The 19,403-nt window shown below is 58.0% G+C and carries 18 protein-coding genes; 12 read left to right on the top strand and 6 right to left on the bottom strand.

Going from position 1 to position 19,403, the window contains the following annotated elements; translation table 11 throughout:
• Window positions 1-16 precede the first annotated feature (16 nt).
• Both AC0L39_RS02810 and AC0L39_RS02805 read left to right on the top strand, forming a co-directional pair.
• Window positions 17-172: a hypothetical protein gene (locus AC0L39_RS02810; protein WP_473260571.1), complete on the top strand. Its 156-nt coding sequence runs from the start codon at window positions 17-19 to the stop codon at window positions 170-172.
• Window positions 173-233: 61 nt separating this feature from the next.
• Window positions 234-1,550, top strand: a complete 1,317-nt coding sequence (locus AC0L39_RS02805; protein WP_473260569.1) for a sodium-dependent transporter — start codon at window positions 234-236, stop codon at window positions 1,548-1,550.
• 230 nt (window positions 1,551-1,780) lie between these two features.
• On the opposite strand, the gene AC0L39_RS02800 is transcribed toward AC0L39_RS02805, so the two are convergent.
• Genes AC0L39_RS02800 through AC0L39_RS02785 form a run of 4 tightly spaced genes read right to left on the bottom strand, consistent with a single transcriptional unit; the run spans window position 1,781 to window position 5,933 of the window.
• Complete coding sequence (locus AC0L39_RS02800; protein WP_473260567.1) at window positions 1,781-2,155, bottom strand: MerC domain-containing protein; 375 nt, start codon at window positions 2,153-2,155, stop codon at window positions 1,781-1,783.
• A 38-nt stretch (window positions 2,156-2,193) separates the two neighbouring features.
• Window positions 2,194-3,192: a Kelch repeat-containing protein gene (locus tag AC0L39_RS02795; RefSeq protein WP_473260565.1), complete on the bottom strand. Its 999-nt coding sequence runs from the start codon at window positions 3,190-3,192 to the stop codon at window positions 2,194-2,196.
• A gap of 28 nt (window positions 3,193-3,220) precedes the next feature.
• Window positions 3,221-5,185 (bottom strand): TonB-dependent receptor domain-containing protein, encoded by a 1,965-nt coding sequence (locus tag AC0L39_RS02790; protein WP_473260563.1) that lies wholly within the window; start codon window positions 5,183-5,185, stop codon window positions 3,221-3,223.
• Window positions 5,186-5,189: 4 nt separating this feature from the next.
• Window positions 5,190-5,933 carry a DUF1826 domain-containing protein gene (locus AC0L39_RS02785; RefSeq protein ID WP_473260561.1) on the bottom strand — a complete coding sequence of 248 codons (744 nt, stop codon included), beginning with the start codon at window positions 5,931-5,933 and terminating at the stop codon, window positions 5,190-5,192.
• A gap of 63 nt (window positions 5,934-5,996) precedes the next feature.
• Between AC0L39_RS02785 and AC0L39_RS02780 the strand changes: the two genes are divergently transcribed.
• The 6 genes from AC0L39_RS02780 to AC0L39_RS02755 all read left to right on the top strand — a co-directional run bounded on the left by AC0L39_RS02780 (window position 5,997) and on the right by AC0L39_RS02755 (window position 10,705).
• The gene (locus AC0L39_RS02780) at window positions 5,997-6,404 is read left to right on the top strand and encodes a transcriptional repressor (RefSeq protein ID WP_473260559.1); all 408 of its coding nucleotides are present in this window, start codon (window positions 5,997-5,999) and stop codon (window positions 6,402-6,404) included.
• 28 nt (window positions 6,405-6,432) lie between these two features.
• On the top strand, window positions 6,433-6,765 hold the full coding sequence (locus AC0L39_RS02775) for a hypothetical protein (RefSeq protein WP_473260558.1): 333 nt from the start codon (window positions 6,433-6,435) through the stop codon (window positions 6,763-6,765).
• 2 nt (window positions 6,766-6,767) lie between these two features.
• On the top strand, window positions 6,768-7,421 hold the full coding sequence (locus tag AC0L39_RS02770) for an ATP-binding cassette domain-containing protein (RefSeq protein ID WP_473260557.1): 654 nt from the start codon (window positions 6,768-6,770) through the stop codon (window positions 7,419-7,421).
• Window positions 7,418-8,713: an ABC transporter permease gene (locus tag AC0L39_RS02765; protein ID WP_473260556.1), complete on the top strand. Its 1,296-nt coding sequence runs from the start codon at window positions 7,418-7,420 to the stop codon at window positions 8,711-8,713. The genes AC0L39_RS02770 and AC0L39_RS02765 overlap by 4 nt, the downstream gene beginning before the upstream one ends.
• Window positions 8,714-8,715: 2 nt before the next feature.
• Window positions 8,716-9,297: a DUF3299 domain-containing protein gene (locus AC0L39_RS02760; RefSeq protein ID WP_473260555.1), complete on the top strand. Its 582-nt coding sequence runs from the start codon at window positions 8,716-8,718 to the stop codon at window positions 9,295-9,297.
• 73 nt (window positions 9,298-9,370) lie between these two features.
• Window positions 9,371-10,705, top strand: coding sequence for an alkaline phosphatase PhoX (locus AC0L39_RS02755; RefSeq protein ID WP_473260553.1), 1,335 nt, complete (start codon window positions 9,371-9,373; stop codon window positions 10,703-10,705).
• On the opposite strand, the gene AC0L39_RS02750 is transcribed toward AC0L39_RS02755, so the two are convergent.
• Window positions 10,702-11,961 carry an aminotransferase class V-fold PLP-dependent enzyme gene (locus AC0L39_RS02750; RefSeq protein ID WP_473260552.1) on the bottom strand — a complete coding sequence of 420 codons (1,260 nt, stop codon included), beginning with the start codon at window positions 11,959-11,961 and terminating at the stop codon, window positions 10,702-10,704. The genes AC0L39_RS02755 and AC0L39_RS02750 overlap by 4 nt on opposite strands.
• Before the next feature lie 65 nt (window positions 11,962-12,026).
• Complete coding sequence (locus AC0L39_RS02745) at window positions 12,027-13,190, bottom strand: GTP-binding protein (protein WP_473260550.1); 1,164 nt, start codon at window positions 13,188-13,190, stop codon at window positions 12,027-12,029.
• A 215-nt stretch (window positions 13,191-13,405) separates the two neighbouring features.
• On the opposite strand from AC0L39_RS02745, the gene AC0L39_RS02740 reads away from it, so the two are divergent.
• The 4 genes from AC0L39_RS02740 to AC0L39_RS02725 all read left to right on the top strand — a co-directional run bounded on the left by AC0L39_RS02740 (window position 13,406) and on the right by AC0L39_RS02725 (window position 19,214).
• Window positions 13,406-15,622 carry a TonB-dependent receptor gene (locus tag AC0L39_RS02740; RefSeq protein WP_473260548.1) on the top strand — a complete coding sequence of 739 codons (2,217 nt, stop codon included), beginning with the start codon at window positions 13,406-13,408 and terminating at the stop codon, window positions 15,620-15,622.
• Between the two features lie 44 nt (window positions 15,623-15,666).
• On the top strand, window positions 15,667-16,383 hold the full coding sequence (locus AC0L39_RS02735) for an ABC transporter ATP-binding protein (protein ID WP_473260546.1): 717 nt from the start codon (window positions 15,667-15,669) through the stop codon (window positions 16,381-16,383).
• A gap of 249 nt (window positions 16,384-16,632) precedes the next feature.
• Window positions 16,633-17,796: a DUF3526 domain-containing protein gene (locus AC0L39_RS02730; protein WP_473260544.1), complete on the top strand. Its 1,164-nt coding sequence runs from the start codon at window positions 16,633-16,635 to the stop codon at window positions 17,794-17,796.
• Window positions 17,793-19,214: a DUF3526 domain-containing protein gene (locus AC0L39_RS02725; protein ID WP_473260542.1), complete on the top strand. Its 1,422-nt coding sequence runs from the start codon at window positions 17,793-17,795 to the stop codon at window positions 19,212-19,214. The genes AC0L39_RS02730 and AC0L39_RS02725 overlap by 4 nt, the downstream gene beginning before the upstream one ends.
• Window positions 19,215-19,403 lie beyond the last annotated feature (189 nt).

Below are 19,403 nucleotides of genomic sequence, written 5' to 3'. Positions count from 1 at the left end.
TCTTTCCAGGGGACTTATGGGAGGCAATTCGGGCTGGCTGGTTGAAGGGGCTGGCTACGGTGCGACCTATCTCGCGGTCGCGGCCATGACATTAATTAGCATCATCCTCATGTTAGTCGCCCGCGTCGGAGATGACAGCCAGCTGCCGGGCGCAGCGGCGACTCATCCTTGATCCGCAAGGTTTCAGAATGAGTTCTCACACACATGACGAGCCCGTTGGACAGCGCGTGGCCTTGGGCGAAGCTCAAGAGGTGGCAGGTAGCACAGGCAAACAGCAATGGGGCTCGCGGCTTGGCTTCTTAATGGCAGCCATTGGCTCTGCCGTCGGGCTGGGCAATCTCTGGCGATTTCCCTTTCAAGCGGGCGAGAATGGCGGGGGCGCGTTCGTCCTGATTTCCATCGTATGCGTCGTTGTAATCGGGTTTCCGGTGCTAATAGCCGAGCTTGCCATTGGTCGTCACAAGGGTCTCTCACCGGTCGGATCCACCCGAGAGATCGCGGTCGATGCAGGCCGCTCCCCGAACTGGCAAATCGCGGGATGGATCGGACTTGCCGCGGGCGTGATTGTGTTGCCCAACTACGCCATGCTTTCCGGCCAGATCATGGCTTATTCCGTCATGGGTTTCACGGGAGGCCTGAGCGATCCAAGCGAAACGCCGCTCTACGGTGGCCCCATCTCCTCCTTGCTATGGTTCACCGCGTTCCTGGCGATCACAACGGCAATTGTCTTGCGCGGATTAAAGCGAGGTATCGAAGCGGCCTCGTTGTTCTTGATGCCTGCGTTCTTCTTCATTCTCGCAGGCCTCGCCGCTTTCGCCTTGTACAGCGGGGCGGCGAGCGATGCGCTCACCTACTTGTTCTCACCGCGCTTTGACCAACTAACCCCCGCGATTGTTCTGGCCGCTCTTGGTCAGGCGCTGTTCTCACTTGGGGTAGGCGCGGGCCTGATGATCACCTTTGGCTCCTTCCTCGCTAAGAACGAGAGCATTGGTTCGAATGCCGTGGTCATTGCGGGCGCAGACACGTTAGTGGCGCTTATCGCGGGGTTGATGATCTTTCCCATCGTGTTCGCTTTCGGGATGAACCCGGCGACGGGGATGGGACTCATTTTCAGTACGCTACCAGGCTTCTTTGCGGAAATGCCATTTGGCAACCTCGTCGGCGGCCTGTTCTTCTTTCTGGCGTTTATCGCGGCTCTGACGTCGTCGATTGCCATCCTGTTGGTGGCTCGCACCATCGGCATCCAGCAGTTCGGCCTTAGCGAGCGAAAAGCAACACTGCTCTTCGCGCTGTTGACCTGGGCCGGTGGCGTTGGGATCGTATTTATTGATGGCTTCGGAAGCTGGCTCGATTGGCTTCTGGGCAGCGTGGTGATGCCGCTAGGCGCTCTGACCCTTGCACTGATCGCAGGTTGGGTGGCTCCGCGTTCGGTTATGAGAGCGGAGCTGGCGCAGACGAGCGACGGGTTCTTTGCCTTTTGGCGAGGCTCGATTCGTTATGCCGTGCCATTGGCAATCCTTGCCATTCTCTTAGCTGGCCTGTCAGGCTGACTTGCCACGCCAGCGATGGCGCAATTGGCAACTGACCTAGTCTCCGCTTCCCCCAATCTCAGTCGTTGATCACGGTTTCGGACGTTGGGCCGGAAGCGGACCGTCCGGTATTGGGCCTTTGAAGCCGACTAGCCGACTTTTAGAAAGCTACAGTTGCGAGCGTATCTTCCCGAGGGAGCTTTCCCACTTCGTGAAATGGGAGCAATTCTGTCAGTTGACGCAGCGATGCATCAGTAGTTCTTGAGACGGCGGAAATGCGCGATTGCTATCAGTACACCACCAAAGACTGTTGGAACGGTTTCGTCCACGCCGAACTCTTCGGCAAATAGCGCGCCAGCAACCAGAAGCATGCCCAATCCAGCGGGCGCCAGAAACATCATTGTGCGAGCTGACCGAGCGACGATCGGAACGCTGGCGGATGCGGCAATCGCGCTGATAGCAAATGCCCAATGTATCCATTCCGCTTCTGCCGCCGCTGCCAGAAACGGCAAGGCGCTGGCGAAAACGGGTAGCAAGATGCAGTGAATGATGCACACAAGGCTGAGCCCTGTCGCTGCTCGATCCAGGTTCGTCGTCGTATTCACGGGTGATCCTGCATTAGTCATGAGCAAGACGGTCGATACGTAAGGTCAGCAACCATTGTTCACACCATCTGCGCAGCTAGCGGCTCTACCGCAAAGCTCTCAAGCGCATGGAGCGCCGGTGCTTGTGATGATTGATTGCCGCCCGCGACTACAATCCTGTCAGCGATCGTCATAGCACGGACATGGCGACGCGGTGTGAACGGGGCTGAAAGCCTCTGCCATTTTGTGTACCGTACGTCGTAACCGAGCACTGTATCCTGATTCGTATAATCGCCGAAGACGAAGACCTTCACGCCATTGGACGCTGCGGCATGCGCGCTCAGTGGTATCGGTGGGGGCGTTCCAAGCGACCAATGGTCATTCAACGGATCATAGACTTGTGTGATCGCATGCGCCTTAGAACGGTCGTAGCCGCCGATCAAAAAAATGGACCCGCCCACGATAGCTGCCGCGGCATTGCCTAGCGCTAAGTGCATCGGAGCCTTTTCGATCCAGCGCTCGTAAGGCGGCGCGCAGGCAAAGACCCGCGCACTGGCAGCACTCGCTCGAGATCTGGGGGCGCGTGTGATGCCGCCGAAAACGTAGATCGTCGACTTATGAACCAGAGCGGCTAAATGGATAAGCGGGATCGGCAAATCGGGCCCCGACCAGATAGCCTGTGCTTGTGGATCGATGCGTTCGGTTTCCGAGACTAGCCTGCCATCTACGCCTTCTCGCGTCCGACCGCCCAAAAGCCAGACCTGTCCTTCCACCCATACAGAGGCATGGTTCGCACGGTGATAAGTGGCGTTTGCCAGGAAGGTTTGATCGAGCGAGTGTGGGTCGATGGCCTCGACCAGACCCAGAAGCGATGAGTGATGGTGCTCCTCGTTTCTTTCAACGCCAATCGGCGCGCCACCAGAAATGAACACACGCGCACCATCGCTGCACAGCGCCGGCCCGTAGCGAGGGACATAGAGCCGACCGTGACGATGGCCAGTCGAAGACTCTATGCGGCTACTTGCCAGCACCGCGCCAGCGGACAACGCTCCACCAAATGCTAGCCGTGTTAGATCCATGGACCGCTCTTCCCTTTCTTCACCGAGCTCAGAACTGATCGCTCACCGTGAACTTGATGAAATTTCCTCGGGTGCGTTCAAGAATTTCGCTGCCGATCAGCGCCCCGCTTCGGTCGGGCGCAAAAAGCAGGCGTTCCCGAGGAAATATTTGACCGCCGATATTGCGCATTTCGAGGTTCATCTTCACGCCCAGGAACCGGGTGGTCTCGACGAAGACTGTCCACCTGTCGCCGCGTGCCTCGTCGATCGCTTCGTCCGCGAAGAAGAGCGCGAAGTCGATGCGCGGTTCGTATCGAAATCCCCAGGCGAAGCGTTCCTTGACGAGGTCCTGCCTGAAATCCACATCGATATTGGGATTCTCAAGACCGAATATGTCGCGGGTCTGGTCAGTGATGGGGTCGAGAAATCTTGAGTCGCGGAATTCTGCGGTGACTTCCAACAGTCCGCCTCGAAGCACACTCGACAGGGGCACGGAACCCTCAAGGTCGAGGCCCCAGACGCGCGCCGAACCGGCATTGCCAATACCGAAAGCACCGCTGGGAAGAAGCACTTGCTCCAGAACATCATCCCGCCATTCGTGAAAGCCTTCCAGATTGAGCGCCGCTCCGGACTGAGCACGAGCATCGATGGTGAAGCTCACTCGCGTGGTCTGGTCAGGCCCGAGATTGGGGTTGCCTGCCAGGAAACGATCATCCTCGGCGTTCGCCGATGCGGCAAAGTCGTTGAAGTCGAGTTGACCGACAGTGCGCCGTACCGCCGCGCGCAGCTGCACCGCGTCGGAGAGCTGGTATGTGGCGGCGAATGAGGGCTTCAAAAACGTGAAGCTGTTCTCGCCTGTCGCATCGCCATTCACGGTGATTCGCGAGGTCTCGATGGCCAGCCCGCCTTCGAAAGTCCATTGTGCTGTTGCGATCCAAACCAGATTAGCGAAAGCTTCGCCCCGCAGCTCGTTTACAGTGACATCGGATGCGGGAAGATCGATAGGGCTGATTGCGCCGCTCGCGTCCTGCACTTCCAATGAGAGCGAGGAGTCGAGTTGATTGACCGCTCCCTCGACGCCGAATTCCGGACGCAAAGTTCCACCAGTCTTTCCGACGGTTGCGCGGGCCAACACTTCTAACGGAGTTCTATCCACGCGGAAGCGCGATCCGGTGGTTGCGTTATCGATCATGTCATCATTCACCTGCACTGAATCGCGCGATCCATCGGTGAGATTTCCGAGTGCAAGCAATTTGAGCGACCAGTCACTACCGAAGTTGCGGACCCAGTCTGCGGTTAGCTCGCCGATCCAAAGCTCGCTGTCGAAACGTATCGTGGTTTTGCGATCGGGGTCGCCGCCATCCGGCCAACGCCCGAAGAACCCGGCGCGATCGGTATCGCGTTCGAACTTGCTGTAGCCGAAGCGCCCGTTGAGCGTCAGCGTCCCGCCGCCGAGCAAACGCTTGGCCTCGGTCGAGATAAACGCATCGCCAAGGCTCGAGGGTGCTTCCTCGACATCGAACTGTTCGAGGTCGCCAGCTTCGTTAAAACTAAGGCGATTGAACTCAACCCAAGGGAATTCTTCCCAGAATGCGTTGACGCGCGTTGTCGTTGACCATTCACCTATGCGAGCAGCGATCGAGAGTTCCGCCCGCGGATAGACTAGCCCCTCGGCATTGCGTTCAAGCTCAGCAGACCAAGTACCTGCGACGGTTTGCGGTTTGCGAATGACGTTCGCAACCAGTCCTTGGCCCGAGGTTTCGCCTGCACGCTGTGCGCCACGGGTTACTTCAATCCTATCGACCGCGTCAGCCGGAATCCGCGACAGGATTTCTTCAAGGCCGCTTGACTTGACCGAAGGGCGCTCGCCATCGATCAAGACATTGCCTGCACCGCCCGCAAAACCGCGCAATTGTTCTCCACCTTCGATCGCGAAACCGGGCACGCGCTCCAGCATGTCGAAAGCGGTCTGCGGGAAGAAGCGATCAAAGAATGCGCGTGGATAGGTCTCCACGCTGTCAGAAGAATGATTTACTTCTTCTGCTTGAGGGTCCGATGTGTTGGTGTCCTGCGCTGCTGCGGAGGTGGCTGAAAATAGAACAACGCTTGCCAGAGTTGCACGGGTGTTGCTCAAGATCAGCCGCATGAGGCCATCCGATCAGGCGTCCAGTGCCGGATTGAATACTAGCAACAGGCGTCGCCGTACCGCTCTCGCCAATGGGAGGAGAGCGATGAATAGCAGGAGTTTCGGTTGCCAGTTTGCCTTTGAATATGCCGACATCGCCCGTTGCAAGCTCGCGAATAAGTTGCGGCTCCAGGCCCTCCCTCACCCGGTCTGCATCGCGATCTTCGAGCCATCGTGTGCCGCTGCCGACATAAGTCGTCGTCAACCGTGCCTTCACGTAATCCGCATGAAACTTGCGACAGGAATCGGTGGTGACGACTTCCAACCTGATCTCCAGGCGGTCGAGCGCGAGGACACTGCAGTATCGATTAGCCAGATCAGCGATATCGCTCGCCAATTCATCCAGCGATGTCGAGGCCGAGTAGCCTGCCGCTTCGAGCCTAACTTTGAGCTCTGGCTCAAGCGACGAAGCTCCGATCTCAAAGCGGATGTCTTTCAAGTCCTCTCTTAACAAGGCGTCTGCGCCGACAAGCGCGGGCCGCCGCCAGAGTGCGAGATTGCACCCCTCTTCTCCAATGGCCTCTAGGATTGCGGGCGACTGAGAAATCCGCGCGGAGCATTGCAATAGTTCGCTCATGAGAGTAAGTGAAACTCCGAAAGATGATACAATATCTCATCTCCCACTAGCGACGGACTTACGATGTTGCAAGCGCGTGAGACAAACACTCGTAGAAAACGCCGTCCGGCGGCGGATACCGACGCGCTCGTACTGAAGCACATTTCTGCGTCGAAACGGGCTGTCACGGCGTATGAGGTGGTTAAGGCAACTGCGCGTGCGGGCGATCCATTGCTACCTGTGCAGGTCTATCGCAGCCTGAACCGTTTGCGGGATAAAGAGCGGATTAAGCGTGTTGCCGCGCTCAGCGCGTTCGTTCCAGTCCAAGATCAAAAGTCCCTATATATGATCTGCACTGTTTGCCGTGTCGTAAGCGTGGTCTCCTCGCCGGACGTTCATTCCCTGCTCGGCGAGATTTGCGAGGCCAACGGTTTCACGCTTGGCGAACCGCATCTCGAACTCTTCGGCCAATGCGGCCACTGTGAAAATTGACATGCCGAAACCAATGAAAGGCAAGACCATGAACAAGCCCCTGATATGGATCGTCGCGATGTCTACCGCCGCTTCTTTGCCAAGCGCCGCAGTCGCGTGCGACCTCGACGGAATGCCCGGTTTCGGCGGGATGCACCGCTTCAATCCCTTTGCAAAAGCCATGCCTCCTGCACCGGATCAGCGCTCCAATCCATTACAGTCGAGCAGTCGCGATCAGGCTGACCGCTCGCGCGACGCGGATCGCTCTCGCGACGCACGCAACCGGGATCGTCTGCGCAACGAACCGCGACCTCAGCGCGAATGGGAAAGCGACCAGGGCAATGGTCCGATTAGTGCAGCGGACAAGGCAACCTTTACCTAATCATGCAGCTCTCGGTTCGCGGTATTGGATTGTCTTATTGCGGGCAATCCGTTCTCAATCAGGTTTCGTTTACGCTGGGATCGCGTGAGCATGCGCTTCTGCTCGGCCCATCCGGATCGGGAAAATCGAGCCTGCTCAATATTATCTGCGGCTTACAAACACCAGACGCGGGCGAAGTGAGGGTGGGCGAGCATTGCATCGCTGCGGCGGGAAATTCAATGAATGCCGATCCACTGCGCAAACAGCACATGGGGATCATCTTCCAGACATTGCGGTTGGTCTCGGCGCTGAGCGTTCGCAAAAACCTGCTGCTCGCGCAACGTCTTCAAACCGGAACGACCAATCCTTCGACAGTCCATGCGACCCTAAAGCGCTTGGGTATCGGCCACCGCGCCAATGCGCGCCCATTCGAACTCAGTCAGGGTGAAGCTCAGCGGGCAGCAATCGCGCGCGCATTGGTAGTATCGCCCGCAATCCTGATCGCGGACGAACCGACGTCGGCGCTCGATAACGACAACACCGAGACGGTTGCCAAGTTGCTGATCGAGGCCGCCGAGAATGCCGGTGCCAGCCTTTTTATTGCTACGCATGACGACCGCCTGCGGCCCTATTTCGATCGCACGATATCGCTCGCTGAAGGGCGGCTCATCGCATGATTTCGCTGGCAGTAGCCTATTTGCGTGACCGCCCGCTGACCACGGCGCTCAATGTGTTGCTGCTGGCAATCTCGGTCGCCATGCTGGTGTTGCTCCTGCAATTCGGCAATCAGGCGAGCGAGCGGTTCGAGCGCGATGCGGCAGGGGTGGATCTCGTGGTCGGCTCCAAGGGATCGCCCTTGCAGCTGATCCTCTCGAGCATCTTCCACATCGACCAGCCGACCGGCAATATCCCCCTCTCGAGCCTCGACATGCTGCGCCGCGATCCGGCAGTGGCGCGCGCTGTGCCGCTTGCACTGGGGGATAATTTCAATGGCTATCGCATCGTCGGGACCGATGCGAGCTTCAGCGATCTCTATGGGCTGGAAGTCGCCGAGGGAGTAAGCTTTTATGCGCCCATGCAAGCGGTAATGGGCTCGGCTGTGGCCGAAAGCACCGGTGCGAAGGTAGGCCAGAAGTTTATCGGCAGCCATGGCTTCAGCGAGCAAGAAGACCAGGGCCATGACCACGCGCCTTTCGAGGCGGTCGGCATTCTCGCCCCCACGGGCACTGTGGTCGATCGCCTGATCCTCACCTCCTATGAAAGCGTTTGGGACGTGCACGGGATCGAACACGATCACGACCATGTCGAGGAGCACGATGCTCACAGCCACGGGAGCGTGGATCACGATCACTCCACTGCAACCGTTCAACACGCCCCAGTGGAAGGGCGGCGTCCAGCACTCCAAGCTAGCGGTTCGGGCCTCGAACCCGAACTGACGGCGCTACTTGTCACCTATCGCAACGCATCAGGCGCGATCCGAATCCCAGCGATGGTGAATCGCCAGACGGAGATGCAGGCTGCTGTTCCCGCGACCGAAACCGCCCGCCTGCTGGAACTGCTTGGCGCGAGCATCGATGGCATTCGCGTGTTTGCATGGTTGCTCGCGCTTACCGGCGGGCTCGCGATATTCGTTGCTCTCCTCAACATGGCGCGCAATCGCGAAGGCGACCTTGCCTTGCTTCGCGTTATGGGCGCGAGCCGCGTTCAGGTCTTCGCGACGGTGATTTTGGAAGGGGTAGTCACAGCAGCACTCGGTGCGCTGGCAGGGTGGTTGGGCGCGCACGCCCTAATCACGGCCGCAAGATCGAACTTCGCAACCCTCTCAGACCTCGGCCTAGAGGCATGGTCGCCAGTCCGAGATGAAGCAGTGCTGGTTTTGGCGGTACTTGCCATAGGCGCTCTGGCAGCACTGATACCGGCCTTACGCGTCTACAGGATTGATCCGGCAGCGGTGCTCGCGAGGAACTGACCATGGATACCAGAGAGGTGATTGAAATGATTTCGTGGAGGTTGGCCGTGATGGCCTTTGTCGCGCTGATTGGGCTTGGTATCTACGCCCAGTTTCAGCCAGAAAGGGCAACTGCAATACCGATTAGCCTGGCGACCCAGGCAAAAGCCCAAGCACCGGACCCAAAATCTGGTCCGGCAGTCGAAGACATCTGGAAACCAGCAGCGACCCCCCGCGGCGGGGTGTCGTGGGCGTTGCTGGAATCAACCAGGGAAACCACGCGCACCGATTCTGCGGGCTATATCGTTTCAAAACCAATTTTTCCTCAGCGAGTGCGCAATCTCAACGGCAAGCGGATCAAGGTGGCGGGCTGGATGATGCCACTGGACTCGGGCAGAACGCAGCGCCGTTTCGTCTTGCTCGCCTATCCTCCGGGCTGTCCGTTTCACTTTCATGCAGCTCCGATGCAATTCATCGAAGTGATCGCCTCGACCCCATTTCGAACCGACGAGGTCAACTCCATGGTCGTTAGCGGCGTACTTGAACTCACAGGATATGATGAGAGCGGCATCTTTTACCGGCTAAAGGACTCGCGTCCTGGTTGATAAGTTTTTCTATGGCTCTTGCTCTTAGCAACGCTCCCATAAACGCTTGCAACGCCTCATAGGACATATCCCGATGCTGTTTGATCATTATGATCGTCGTCAATTTCTTGCATCTACCGGATCGGCATTTGCCGCGCTGATGGCAAGCGGCTGTATGACGCGCGGCGCGGCGCTTCCGTCGAGCGGATCGGCATTTTCCGGCTATGGTCCATTGCTGTCCGACCCGGCTGGGATGCTCGATCTGCCGGAAGGCTTTTCCTATCGCCTCCTTTCGAAGCTCGGCGATCCCATGAACGATGGCGGTACAGTCCCCGACAAAGCAGACGGTATGGGATGCCTAGATTTGGGCGATGGCGAGATCGTCCTTGTCCGCAACCATGAATTGATCCCGACGGACGATGCCGGTGGCTCGATCGCGAAGGGCTTCGGCACTCGCAATGGTGAGATCGTGCCAGGTGGTACAACCAATATCGTGCTCGACACCGAAACGCTTGATGTGAAGCGCCAATTCAGAACCCTCGGCGGCACGATCCGCAACTGCTCCGGCGGTGTTACTCCGTGGGGCAGCTGGCTTACTTGCGAAGAAGCGCCTACGGGACCTGGGCAACGCTATGGCGACGGACTCGCTGTCAATCACGGTTGGACGTTAGAGGTGCCGGGAAATGCCACTGGGCTCGTCGATCCAGTTCCGCTGCGCGCCATGGGGAGGTTTAACCACGAAGCCGCCTGCGTCGATCCGGCAACCGGCTATGTTTACCAGACAGAGGATCGCGACGACGGTGTGCTTTACCGCTTCCTTCCCAACACGCCGGGCCGGTTGATCGAAGGCGGAAAGCTGCAGGCCATGGTGATCGAAGGGCCTGCGGACACACGCAACTGGAATGGCTCGGTCATGCCGGTCGGACAGCAATTCGCCATTCGTTGGGTCGATGTCGACAATGTGGAGGCGCCGGAGGATGACTTGCGGGTAAGGGCTGCAGCTAAGGGTGCTGCCCTGATCGCGCGTGGTGAAGGCATCCACATGGGGACGGACGATTTCTACGTCTGCTCAACTAGCGGCGGAGCAAAAAGGTTGGGCCAGATCTTCCGCTTAGTGCCGGGACGGGGAAGCGGCCCCGACCGCATTGAGCTTTTCTTCGAAAGTGAAAGTGAAGACCAGTTCAATTATGGCGACAACCTGACGGTCGGCCCGAACGGGCACCTGATCGTGTGCGAGGACAAGTATACCGACGTAGTCGATAATCACCTGCGCGGGATAACTCCTGATGGGCAGCCTTACGCGTTTGGACGCTTGCGGATGCAGACCGAGCTTGCCGGCGGGTGTTTCTCGCCCGACGGGAAATGGTTCTTCGTCAACGCCTATTCTCCCACCCGCACTCTGGCGATCACCGGACCCTGGGCGACCTAGGTTCGAGAGGCGATTGCCGCGATGGCCCTTGTAAATGCGGCCATATCATCCGCGCTGTTGAAGATGTTGGGCGAGATATAAACGCCGTCGATCGGGCCGGGCCAATTGCCGTATGTGAAAATGCCATGATCTTCCCGCAAAGTGCGGGTGAGGTCGCGGCCCGTCACCCCCTCGATAGCTATGCGAGCAAGGCCCGTGCGCTTCGCCTCGTCCGGTTCTGTGATCACCCTGACACGGTCCACCTCTTTCAGGTCCTCCATGACCAGCGCCAGCAAGTGCCTGACCCGCGCCGCTTTCCGCTCCGGCCCAACCTGTTCGTAGAATTCGATGGCTTGGCCAATGGCGGCCAGCGTAGGACCTGAACGCGTACCAATATCTTCATACTTGCGGATGTCATCGGGCTGGCGACGCGTACCATATAGCGGCCATAGTGGCTCGATGCGATCACTGTGCACATAAAGCGCGCCGGTTCCAAGCGGCGCGTTCAACCACTTGTGGAGCGAAGTCGCGTAATAATCACAACCAAGCTCGCGAACATCTACCGGAATTTGCCCGAAGCCAAGTGCCCCATCGCAAAGCAATTGTGCACCATGTGAATGAGCGAGATGGGACAGCTCACGGATCGGCAAAACGTAACCCAAACCATCAACCACATGGCTCGCGACCAATAGCTTGGTGCGATCGGTCATGGCATTCTGGAAGGCGACAAACGTCTGCTCGGCGCTCGGCTCCACCGGAAGTTCGATGTTCTTCACGACCACACCGTGCCGCTTGGCGCGCTGTTCGAACACCTTGCCTGCATAGTGATCGTCCACGTCGGCAACGACAACCTCGTCGCCCGCTTTCAGGTCCAATCCCCACCCAACAATATTGAGGCCCTCGGTCGTATTGCGGGTGATCGCCAATTCCTCGGGCGCGCAATTCATCAAACCCGCCAGCCGCGCCCTGTGCTGGTCTATCTGGTTCCAAAGCACATAATTGTGCGGACGCGGAGCGGTGGAAGTGAGCTCGTCATAGCGTTGAAGCGCGCCCGTGACCGACATGGGATGCGGATTGTTGCCGCCGCCATTGAGGATGATCCAGCGCTCATCAAGCCGATAGCTGCTGGCAATTGAACGCCAGAACAGTTCGTCGGTAGCAAGCTCCCGCGGGCTGCGACCGATTGCAGCTTGCGCCTGCGTCGACGCCAGCGCCAAGGCATTGGTCGATAGCGCAACACCTGCGGCACCGGTCAGTCCCTGGCGCCGCGTAAACATCACCCCGTCTCCATTGCCGGTGTAGCTTCGCCCCAGGCCGGGAAGGGATCGTGCATGTCCGCCCATTATTCTGGTATGAAGCCGGATGCATCGATGAGGCAGGCGTCGAGAGCGGACCGGATCAGGCCTTCGTCCATGCCGATACCGATAAAGACAATCTCTTGGCGGCGATCACCCCACGTCTGATCCCAGTGTTTGATCACGAATTCTTCAAAGGTTCCATCATCTGGCCAACGGTTCTTGGGCACCGCAGCCCACCAGCGCCCCATACGGCTGACGCTCTTCTGTGTGCCAGCAATGGCAAGCTCACCTAGGAAACCGGGGCGCGTTGCGAGCCAGAAATGACCTTTGGAGCGGATGACTTTGTCGAGATTGTCGCGGATCAGAAATTCGTAGAACTTTGCCGGGTCAAACGGTCGACGCGCGCGATACACGAAGCTCTCGACTCCATATTCTTCGGTTTCGGGCCGGTGGCTGGCGAAATCGTATAGCTCTTTCAACCAGAGCGGGTGTTGTTCGGACTGCTCCTCATCATACAGCCCGGTGCCCACGACCTGATCGAGTGCCACCCTGCCGTAATCCGCCTCGATGATCCGCGCATCGCCATTAAGAGACGCGACAACCTTCTTGACCATAGCTCGCTGTTCAACACTGACATCACTGGCCTTGTTGACGATCACAACATCGGCGAACTCAATCTGCTCGACCAGCAATGCCACTAGGCTACGGTCATCCTCCTCGCCTGCGGTTTCGCCGCGGTGCGACAAGAGATCATCACTGGAATAGTCAGATAGAAGGTTCACCGCATCGACGACCGTCACCATCGTATCGATCTGCGAAACATCGCCAAGGCTCTCTCCACCCTCGTCGCGAAAAGAAAATGTGGCAGCAACCGGAAGCGGTTCTGAAATGCCTGTGCTTTCGATGACGAGATAATCGAACCGGCCATTCTCGGCGAGCGCACGCACCTCCTTAAGAAGATCATCGCGCAGAGTGCAGCAGATGCAGCCATTGGTCATTTCGACCAGCTGCTCCTCGGACCGCGACAACGCCGCCTCGCCGCCACGAACGAGGTCGGCATCGATATTCACCTCAGACATGTCGTTGACGATCACCGCTACCCGCTTGCCTTCGCGGTTAGAGAGGATGTGATTGAGAAGCGTGGTCTTACCCGCGCCAAGAAAACCCGAGAGGACAGTGACGGGGAGCTTCGAAGGTAATTGAACCATTGGTGATCCTGTCAAATGATATATCGTGTCATTGACAGATGGTTCATCGGTTTGCAATGCAGGCGAGCGGTTGGTGGGGCTGATGGACGGCGGTTTTTGTAGCGGACCCCACAATCATGCGCGGAATAGCTTGTTTGGAGGACCTCTTGCCCAGTTACATATCCAAACCGGCAGGTAGCGCTGTCTCTGATCCGCTTCATCCCGAACGCCTTGGGGTGACAAAGCTGCTGCTTATCCTGGGTGCCGCAACGCTCGCGCTGGCAGCTTTCCCCGCTTCGGCACAAGATCGCGAAGAGCCTCGGCTCGAACTGGATGAACCTGATCCCGACCAAGACACGAGTAACCGGATCGTGGTTACTGCGACGCGCACCGAAAAACTGTTGCTGGATACGCCGGCCTCGGTGACAGTCCAGGACCTCGAAGAACTGCGCGACCTCGGGTTCACCTACGGCACGGATGAGTTTCGCGGTGTACCGGGTATCTTCTTTCGCCGAGGGGAAGGCGATGGCGACGAATTGCCTTTCATCACTATCAGGGGGGTGACCGGCAATCAGGGCAACGACACGTTCCTCGCCCTTATCGACGGCATTCCATTCGTCGGCCCTGACGAACAGGTTTTGCTGCGCGAGATTCCCTACGGATCGGTCGAGAGTATCGAGATTGTCCGTGGTCCGGTCTCGGCGTTGTACGGGCGCGGGGCGATCGCTGGTGCCGTCAACTACCAGACCCGCACGCCGACACGCGATGGGGGACGGCTGGAGTTTACCGGCGGAAGCGATGATTACTACCGCGTGGCAGGAGGGTTGGAGATTGCGTCCGGAAATCTCGCGCTGCTCGTCGACGGCGCTTACGAGGATTATGGCGGCTGGCGAGAAAACAGCGCTCGTCAAACTCTGAACCTGTTCGCAAAGGCTGTCTGGACGCCCAGCGATCAGACCGAGGTAACAGGCTACTTCAGCTACACCGACAGGGACGCGGAAGTGCCGAGTACCATCCCTGCATTCCCAGATGGAACCATTGTCGACGTGTTTGGCGGGCGCGAAGGGTTCCTCGGCCCTTTGCCAACTCGCTCGGACGTGGAGGGCTTCATCGGGGCGCTCAGGCTGAACCAGGAATTGGGTGACGGTCTTGACCTTCAGCTTACGGGGCATATTCGCGATCTCGATTCGAACTCGAGGCTCAATTTTTACGATGCCTTCGCCTTCGATCCCTCGCGCAATGTCTACGGCGTGAATATCTTCGATTCGTTGAACCAGAATACGGTCTATGTCGGCGAGGCGGTGCTGAATTGGGAAACGGGTAGCCACAACATCGTCGCCGGGGTGTCTGCTGAACGGTCTGACCTGCGCGAAGAGGATCGCTGGACTGGCCAGTTTGGCTTCACCTTTGAATGCGGCTTTGCGTTTTACCTCGTCGAGATCGACTTCACGACCGGTGAATTGCTCAACCTCGACAATCCTTGTTTCGTGCAGGATCAATTGCGAACAGCTGCCGACACGGCCAATACCTTTTGGGGAGCATTCATTCAGGACGAGATCGCCCTGACCGACCAACTTACCCTGACACTTGGCTTGAGATACGACGCTTTCGACCGCGAGATCGACTTCGAGGTCTTGAACACCTTCCCCACCGATGAAATCGCCGAAGGGGATGAGGGAGCTTTCTCTCCGAAGGCATCGCTGGCCTACGACTATGGAGACGGCCTGCTCTATGTGAGCTACGGACGCGGGTTCAATTCGAACTTTGGCTCGATCTTCACATGGGATCCCACCCGGTTCGAGAGGATTGAACGGCCCACGACGATCGACAGTTTCGAGATCGGCTGGAAGGGTACGGCCTTTCGCGGAGCCTTTGAATGGGAAACAGCCTTATTCTATCTTGAGCAGCGCAACCGCCGGTTGAGCGTTGCCAATCCTGATCCCATGGGCCCGCCGACGCTCATCACGACCGGACAGAAATTCTCAAGTCAGGGACTGGAAGCATCTTTTCGAGTTTTCCCAACCGAAACGACGCGTCTTACCCTGAACTACACCTATCTCGACCCCAATTGGGACGAATTGGTGTTCCAATCCTTTGGAACCGAGATCGATCTGACAGGGACCGACCCAACCGGCGTGGCCGATCACATCGTTTATGTGGAGCTGGGTCAGGACATCACCGAATGGCTCAGCGCGACAGCGACGTACGAGTATTACAGTGATTACGAGATCACGCAGGCGAACAACATCCCGCAGCGCGGCGCCTATGACCTCGTCAATTTGAGCGCGACCGCTCGAATTCCCGGCTTGAACGACACAGCGCTGACCGTGTCGGTGCTCAACCTGTTCGACAACGAATACTTCTTTTTCCTGGGTGGTCTGCGTGAAGCTGCCACCAATGTAACGCCCGGACCGCCGCGACAGGTCCGAGCGACCCTGCGCACCCGGTTTTGACACGGCTATCGGGCGGTATTGAGTAAAACAATGAAAGATTCAGCGTGCTTGAAGCGAGAGCTCTGACAAAGTCCTTCGGTCCAACCAAGGCACTGGACAATCTGAATCTTACGGTGGGTTCAGGCGAGATCGTGTGCCTTCTGGGTGCCAACGGTGCTGGCAAAACGACAACGATCAATCTGTTTCTCGGCTTTCTCGAACCGACGTCGGGTAAGGCTTTGATTGATGGGGTGAGCGTTGTTAGCGACCCGTTGGGTACGAAAGGGAAGCTCGCCTATATTCCTGAACAGGTCGCGCTTTATCCGCAACTCACCGGCCTTGAGAATCTCGATTACTTCATGCGCCTTGCGGGATCCAAGCTCGGCGTGGCTGAACTTGTTCGCATTCTGGCTGATGCTGGTCTGGATAGCGACCAGGCGCGCCGTCGGTCGTCGACCTACTCCAAAGGCATGCGCCAGAAAGTCGGTGTCGCTATCGCTGTCGCGAAGAACGCCAAGGCTTTGCTGCTGGACGAGCCCTTGTCCGGCCTTGATCCTTCTGCCGCCAACAGCCTGAGCGAACGGTTACGAAGTCTGAAGCAGGATGGGCAGGCAATCCTCATGGCAACACATGATGTTTTCCGCGCAAAGGAGATCGGTACGCGGATTGGCATCATGAAGTCTGGAAAGCTCGTCGATCTACTCGATGCGTCGGCCTTGGGCGCATCGGAAATCGAGAAAATATATCTCGCCCACATGCACGAAAGCGAGGTGGCATCGTGAGCCTCGAGATCGCACGCAATGATCTTCGCACCTTAGCTCGCAGCGGTGTCGTGATCGCATTGGCGGTTGCGCTTCTCGCCCTGCTCTTAGCGGCTGCCGCGCTTGCATCGAGCCGCCATACTACCCTTGAATACGAGAGAACCTCTGCAGAGCTGGTCGATAGACAAGTCTGGGATTCTCAGGGTCCGCGTAACCCGCATTCGGTACGCCCACTTCTCGCGCTACGCGTTCAAGCCGATTTCCGAGCTCATGGCGTTTGATCCCGGAGTAACCGATTACGCGGGCCTCGCCTTGTGGATGGAGGCGCACAACCAGAACCCGGCGGTGTTCAGGCGGGCGGAGGACCTTGGGTCGGCAAGTCGCTTTGGCGATTTGTCCCCGGCCTGGCTGTTGCAATACATCGCGCCACTTTTTCTCTTCCTCATACTTTTCGCCAGCATAGCCGGTGAACGAGAACAAGGCACATTCAGACAGATGGTAGCGGCTGGATTGACCGCACACGCAATCCTCTCAGGAAAGCTGCTTGCAGGCGGCGTCGTGGTGGCTGCGCTTCTGGTCGTGTCCTGTGTATTCACCCTATGGGCTAACGCCTCAGCTTCAGGATCAGTGCTTTCAGACACCAGCGCCCGTACGGTCGGTCTGGTAGTCGGATACACACTGTATCTGATCGCCGCTGCAGCCATCGCCATCGGCGTTTCAGCGATGTGCCGACAAAAGCGTACAGCGCTTATCGCCCTGGTCGCGGTGTGGGCGGTCAGTTTCGTTCTCGTCCCCCGCCTCGCCGCAAGCGCTGCCGACGCTGCTTATCCCGTACCCGAAGCAAGCATCATCACGGCAGAGCTGCGTGACGCCTCAGACGCCTTCTATGGTGACACCGAGTATCGCGAGCGGATCGACCGCGAGGTACTCGAACAATATGGAGTCGACACGATCGAGGAGCTGCCGATCAATTATGGCGGATACTCCCTGCAAATGAGTGAGAAGCGCGCAGAACCGCTTTTCGAAGCGGTGTATGCTCGCCTCGATGATATCTACGAGCAACAGGAAGCTGTTCTAAAAGGCGCTTCGCTGATTTCTCCGGTGCTTGCGATGGAGATACTGTCATCCGGGCTGGCGGGAACCGACCGGACCCATCACCGGGCCTTTGCGTGGGACGCCGAGTACCATCGTCGGACGATCATAGAACAGTTGAACGATGACCTCATGCTCGGCGCCGCCCCGGATCAATTCGACTATACGAATGACGAGCAGCTTTGGAGTGAAATCGCCGATTTTGAGCATAGCCCGCCGACATTCGCAGAGAACGCGCGGCACTACGCTTTCAGCATCGTTGTCCTGCTCGCCTATGCGCTCGCGGCGATCGCTTTTGCAGCCTTCGCCGTTTCAAAAGCGGCGCGGAGGGTGGCGGCATGAGCCTTGCAACTTCGGTTTTCCTGGAGAGCCGCCTCTTCATTCTCTCTAAACAAGGCTTGGTGATTTTCCTTGCTCTCGCCGCGGTCGTCGCGGTCGCGGCATTCTCAGGACATCGCGAGGTTGAACGGACGATCACGGCACAGGCGGAGTTCACGGACGGCTACACAGAGACGCTGGAAAAATGGCGTTCGGCCATGGAGCGCATCGAAGCAACCGGCGAAGCGGCGTCTCCATTCGATGCGCGACCAATGAACCTACGAGTTCCCGCCGTGCTTGAGCCTGCTTCCTTGGGTGATTTTGCGACGGGAGCATCTCAGCTTCAGCCAAATTCGACCGTAATCACTGGCTGGTCCAACCCTGCCGATCTATTCAACGAATATGAATTCGACAACCCGACAAGCCTGAGTGTTGGATATCTCGACCTTACGCTGGTGGTCGTCATGCTAATGTCGCTCCTGATGATCGCCATTTCCTTCGACATTGTCGCTGGCGACCGTGAAAGCGGACGCCTGCGCACGATAGCCCTGCAGGCAGGTCGGATTGGACCGAGTACCTGGTCCCGCCTGGCGATCCGGAATGGAGCGCTCTGGGGTGGGTTCGTCGTCTTGGCCTCGATTGCAGCGTTGTTAGCTCCCGATGGCGTCTCGATGATTGACCGTGCGCCGCGCTTCGGGCTCTGGCTTTGTGCGGCGCTCGCCTACGGCCTGTTCTGGTTTGCGGCGATCGCGCTTGCAAACGCTCTGCTCAAACGGGCTGAAACGGTCGCATCAACTCTGTTCGCCGCATGGATTGTGTTCGTTTTCGCCATTCCCGCCGTTGGCGGCGCAGTTGCAGAAGCAGCGTACCCGCCTCCCTCTCGCCTTGCTTACCTCTCGGACATGCGGGAAGGAGAAGTCACCGCGGTTCGTGAAACCGCAGAGCTTACCGCCGGGTTCCTGGCCGATCACCCGGATCTGACCGTCAGCGACGAAGGTGTTCCCGGCTACTTCAGCAGCAATTTCCTGGCCAACCAACAAGCCCAGACGCGAACGGAACCGGCTCTCTACGAATTCGAAGAAAGCCGAGCCAAGCGGGATGCGTTTGTAAACCTGCTACAATTCCTGTCACCAGCGATGATTGCTGACATTGCGATGAGCAAGGCCGCCGGGGGCGATCAAGCTAGAAACCTCGAATTCCAGCGACAAGCTCGCGCTGCTCTCAAGGACCTCTCCGATCGGATTGGACCGGCAGTCGTAGCAAGACAACGCATTTCTCTGGCAGAGTTCGAGGCAATTCCGGCGTTCAGTTTTGAAGCGCCCCCTTCAACGGAGGTTGCTATGCGGCTCCTCTTTCCGTTGGGCTACCTCTTGTTGCTTTCCGCAATGGTCGCCTTTCTCGCCCGACGGCTTCTGAGCGCCCCGCTACAAAAACTATTCTAACGAGAGAACGATTGATTGTTGTCGAAAAGGGGGCTGTTTGCTGAGTGTGCGCTTTTCTTGCCGCTCAATCTGGAGCCGGACCTCTGCTATCGGACCCAACTTTTTTCGTTCGAACTGATTTGCGTTCAACGTCTCAACATGGGGGCGGAGTCAGACATGCCCGACGCCAATTTTGATGGATAGATTGAA

It is taken from the genome of Erythrobacter sp. K21-9 (assembly GCF_055808355.1).
This window is presented reverse-complemented; position numbering and strand designations above follow the sequence as displayed.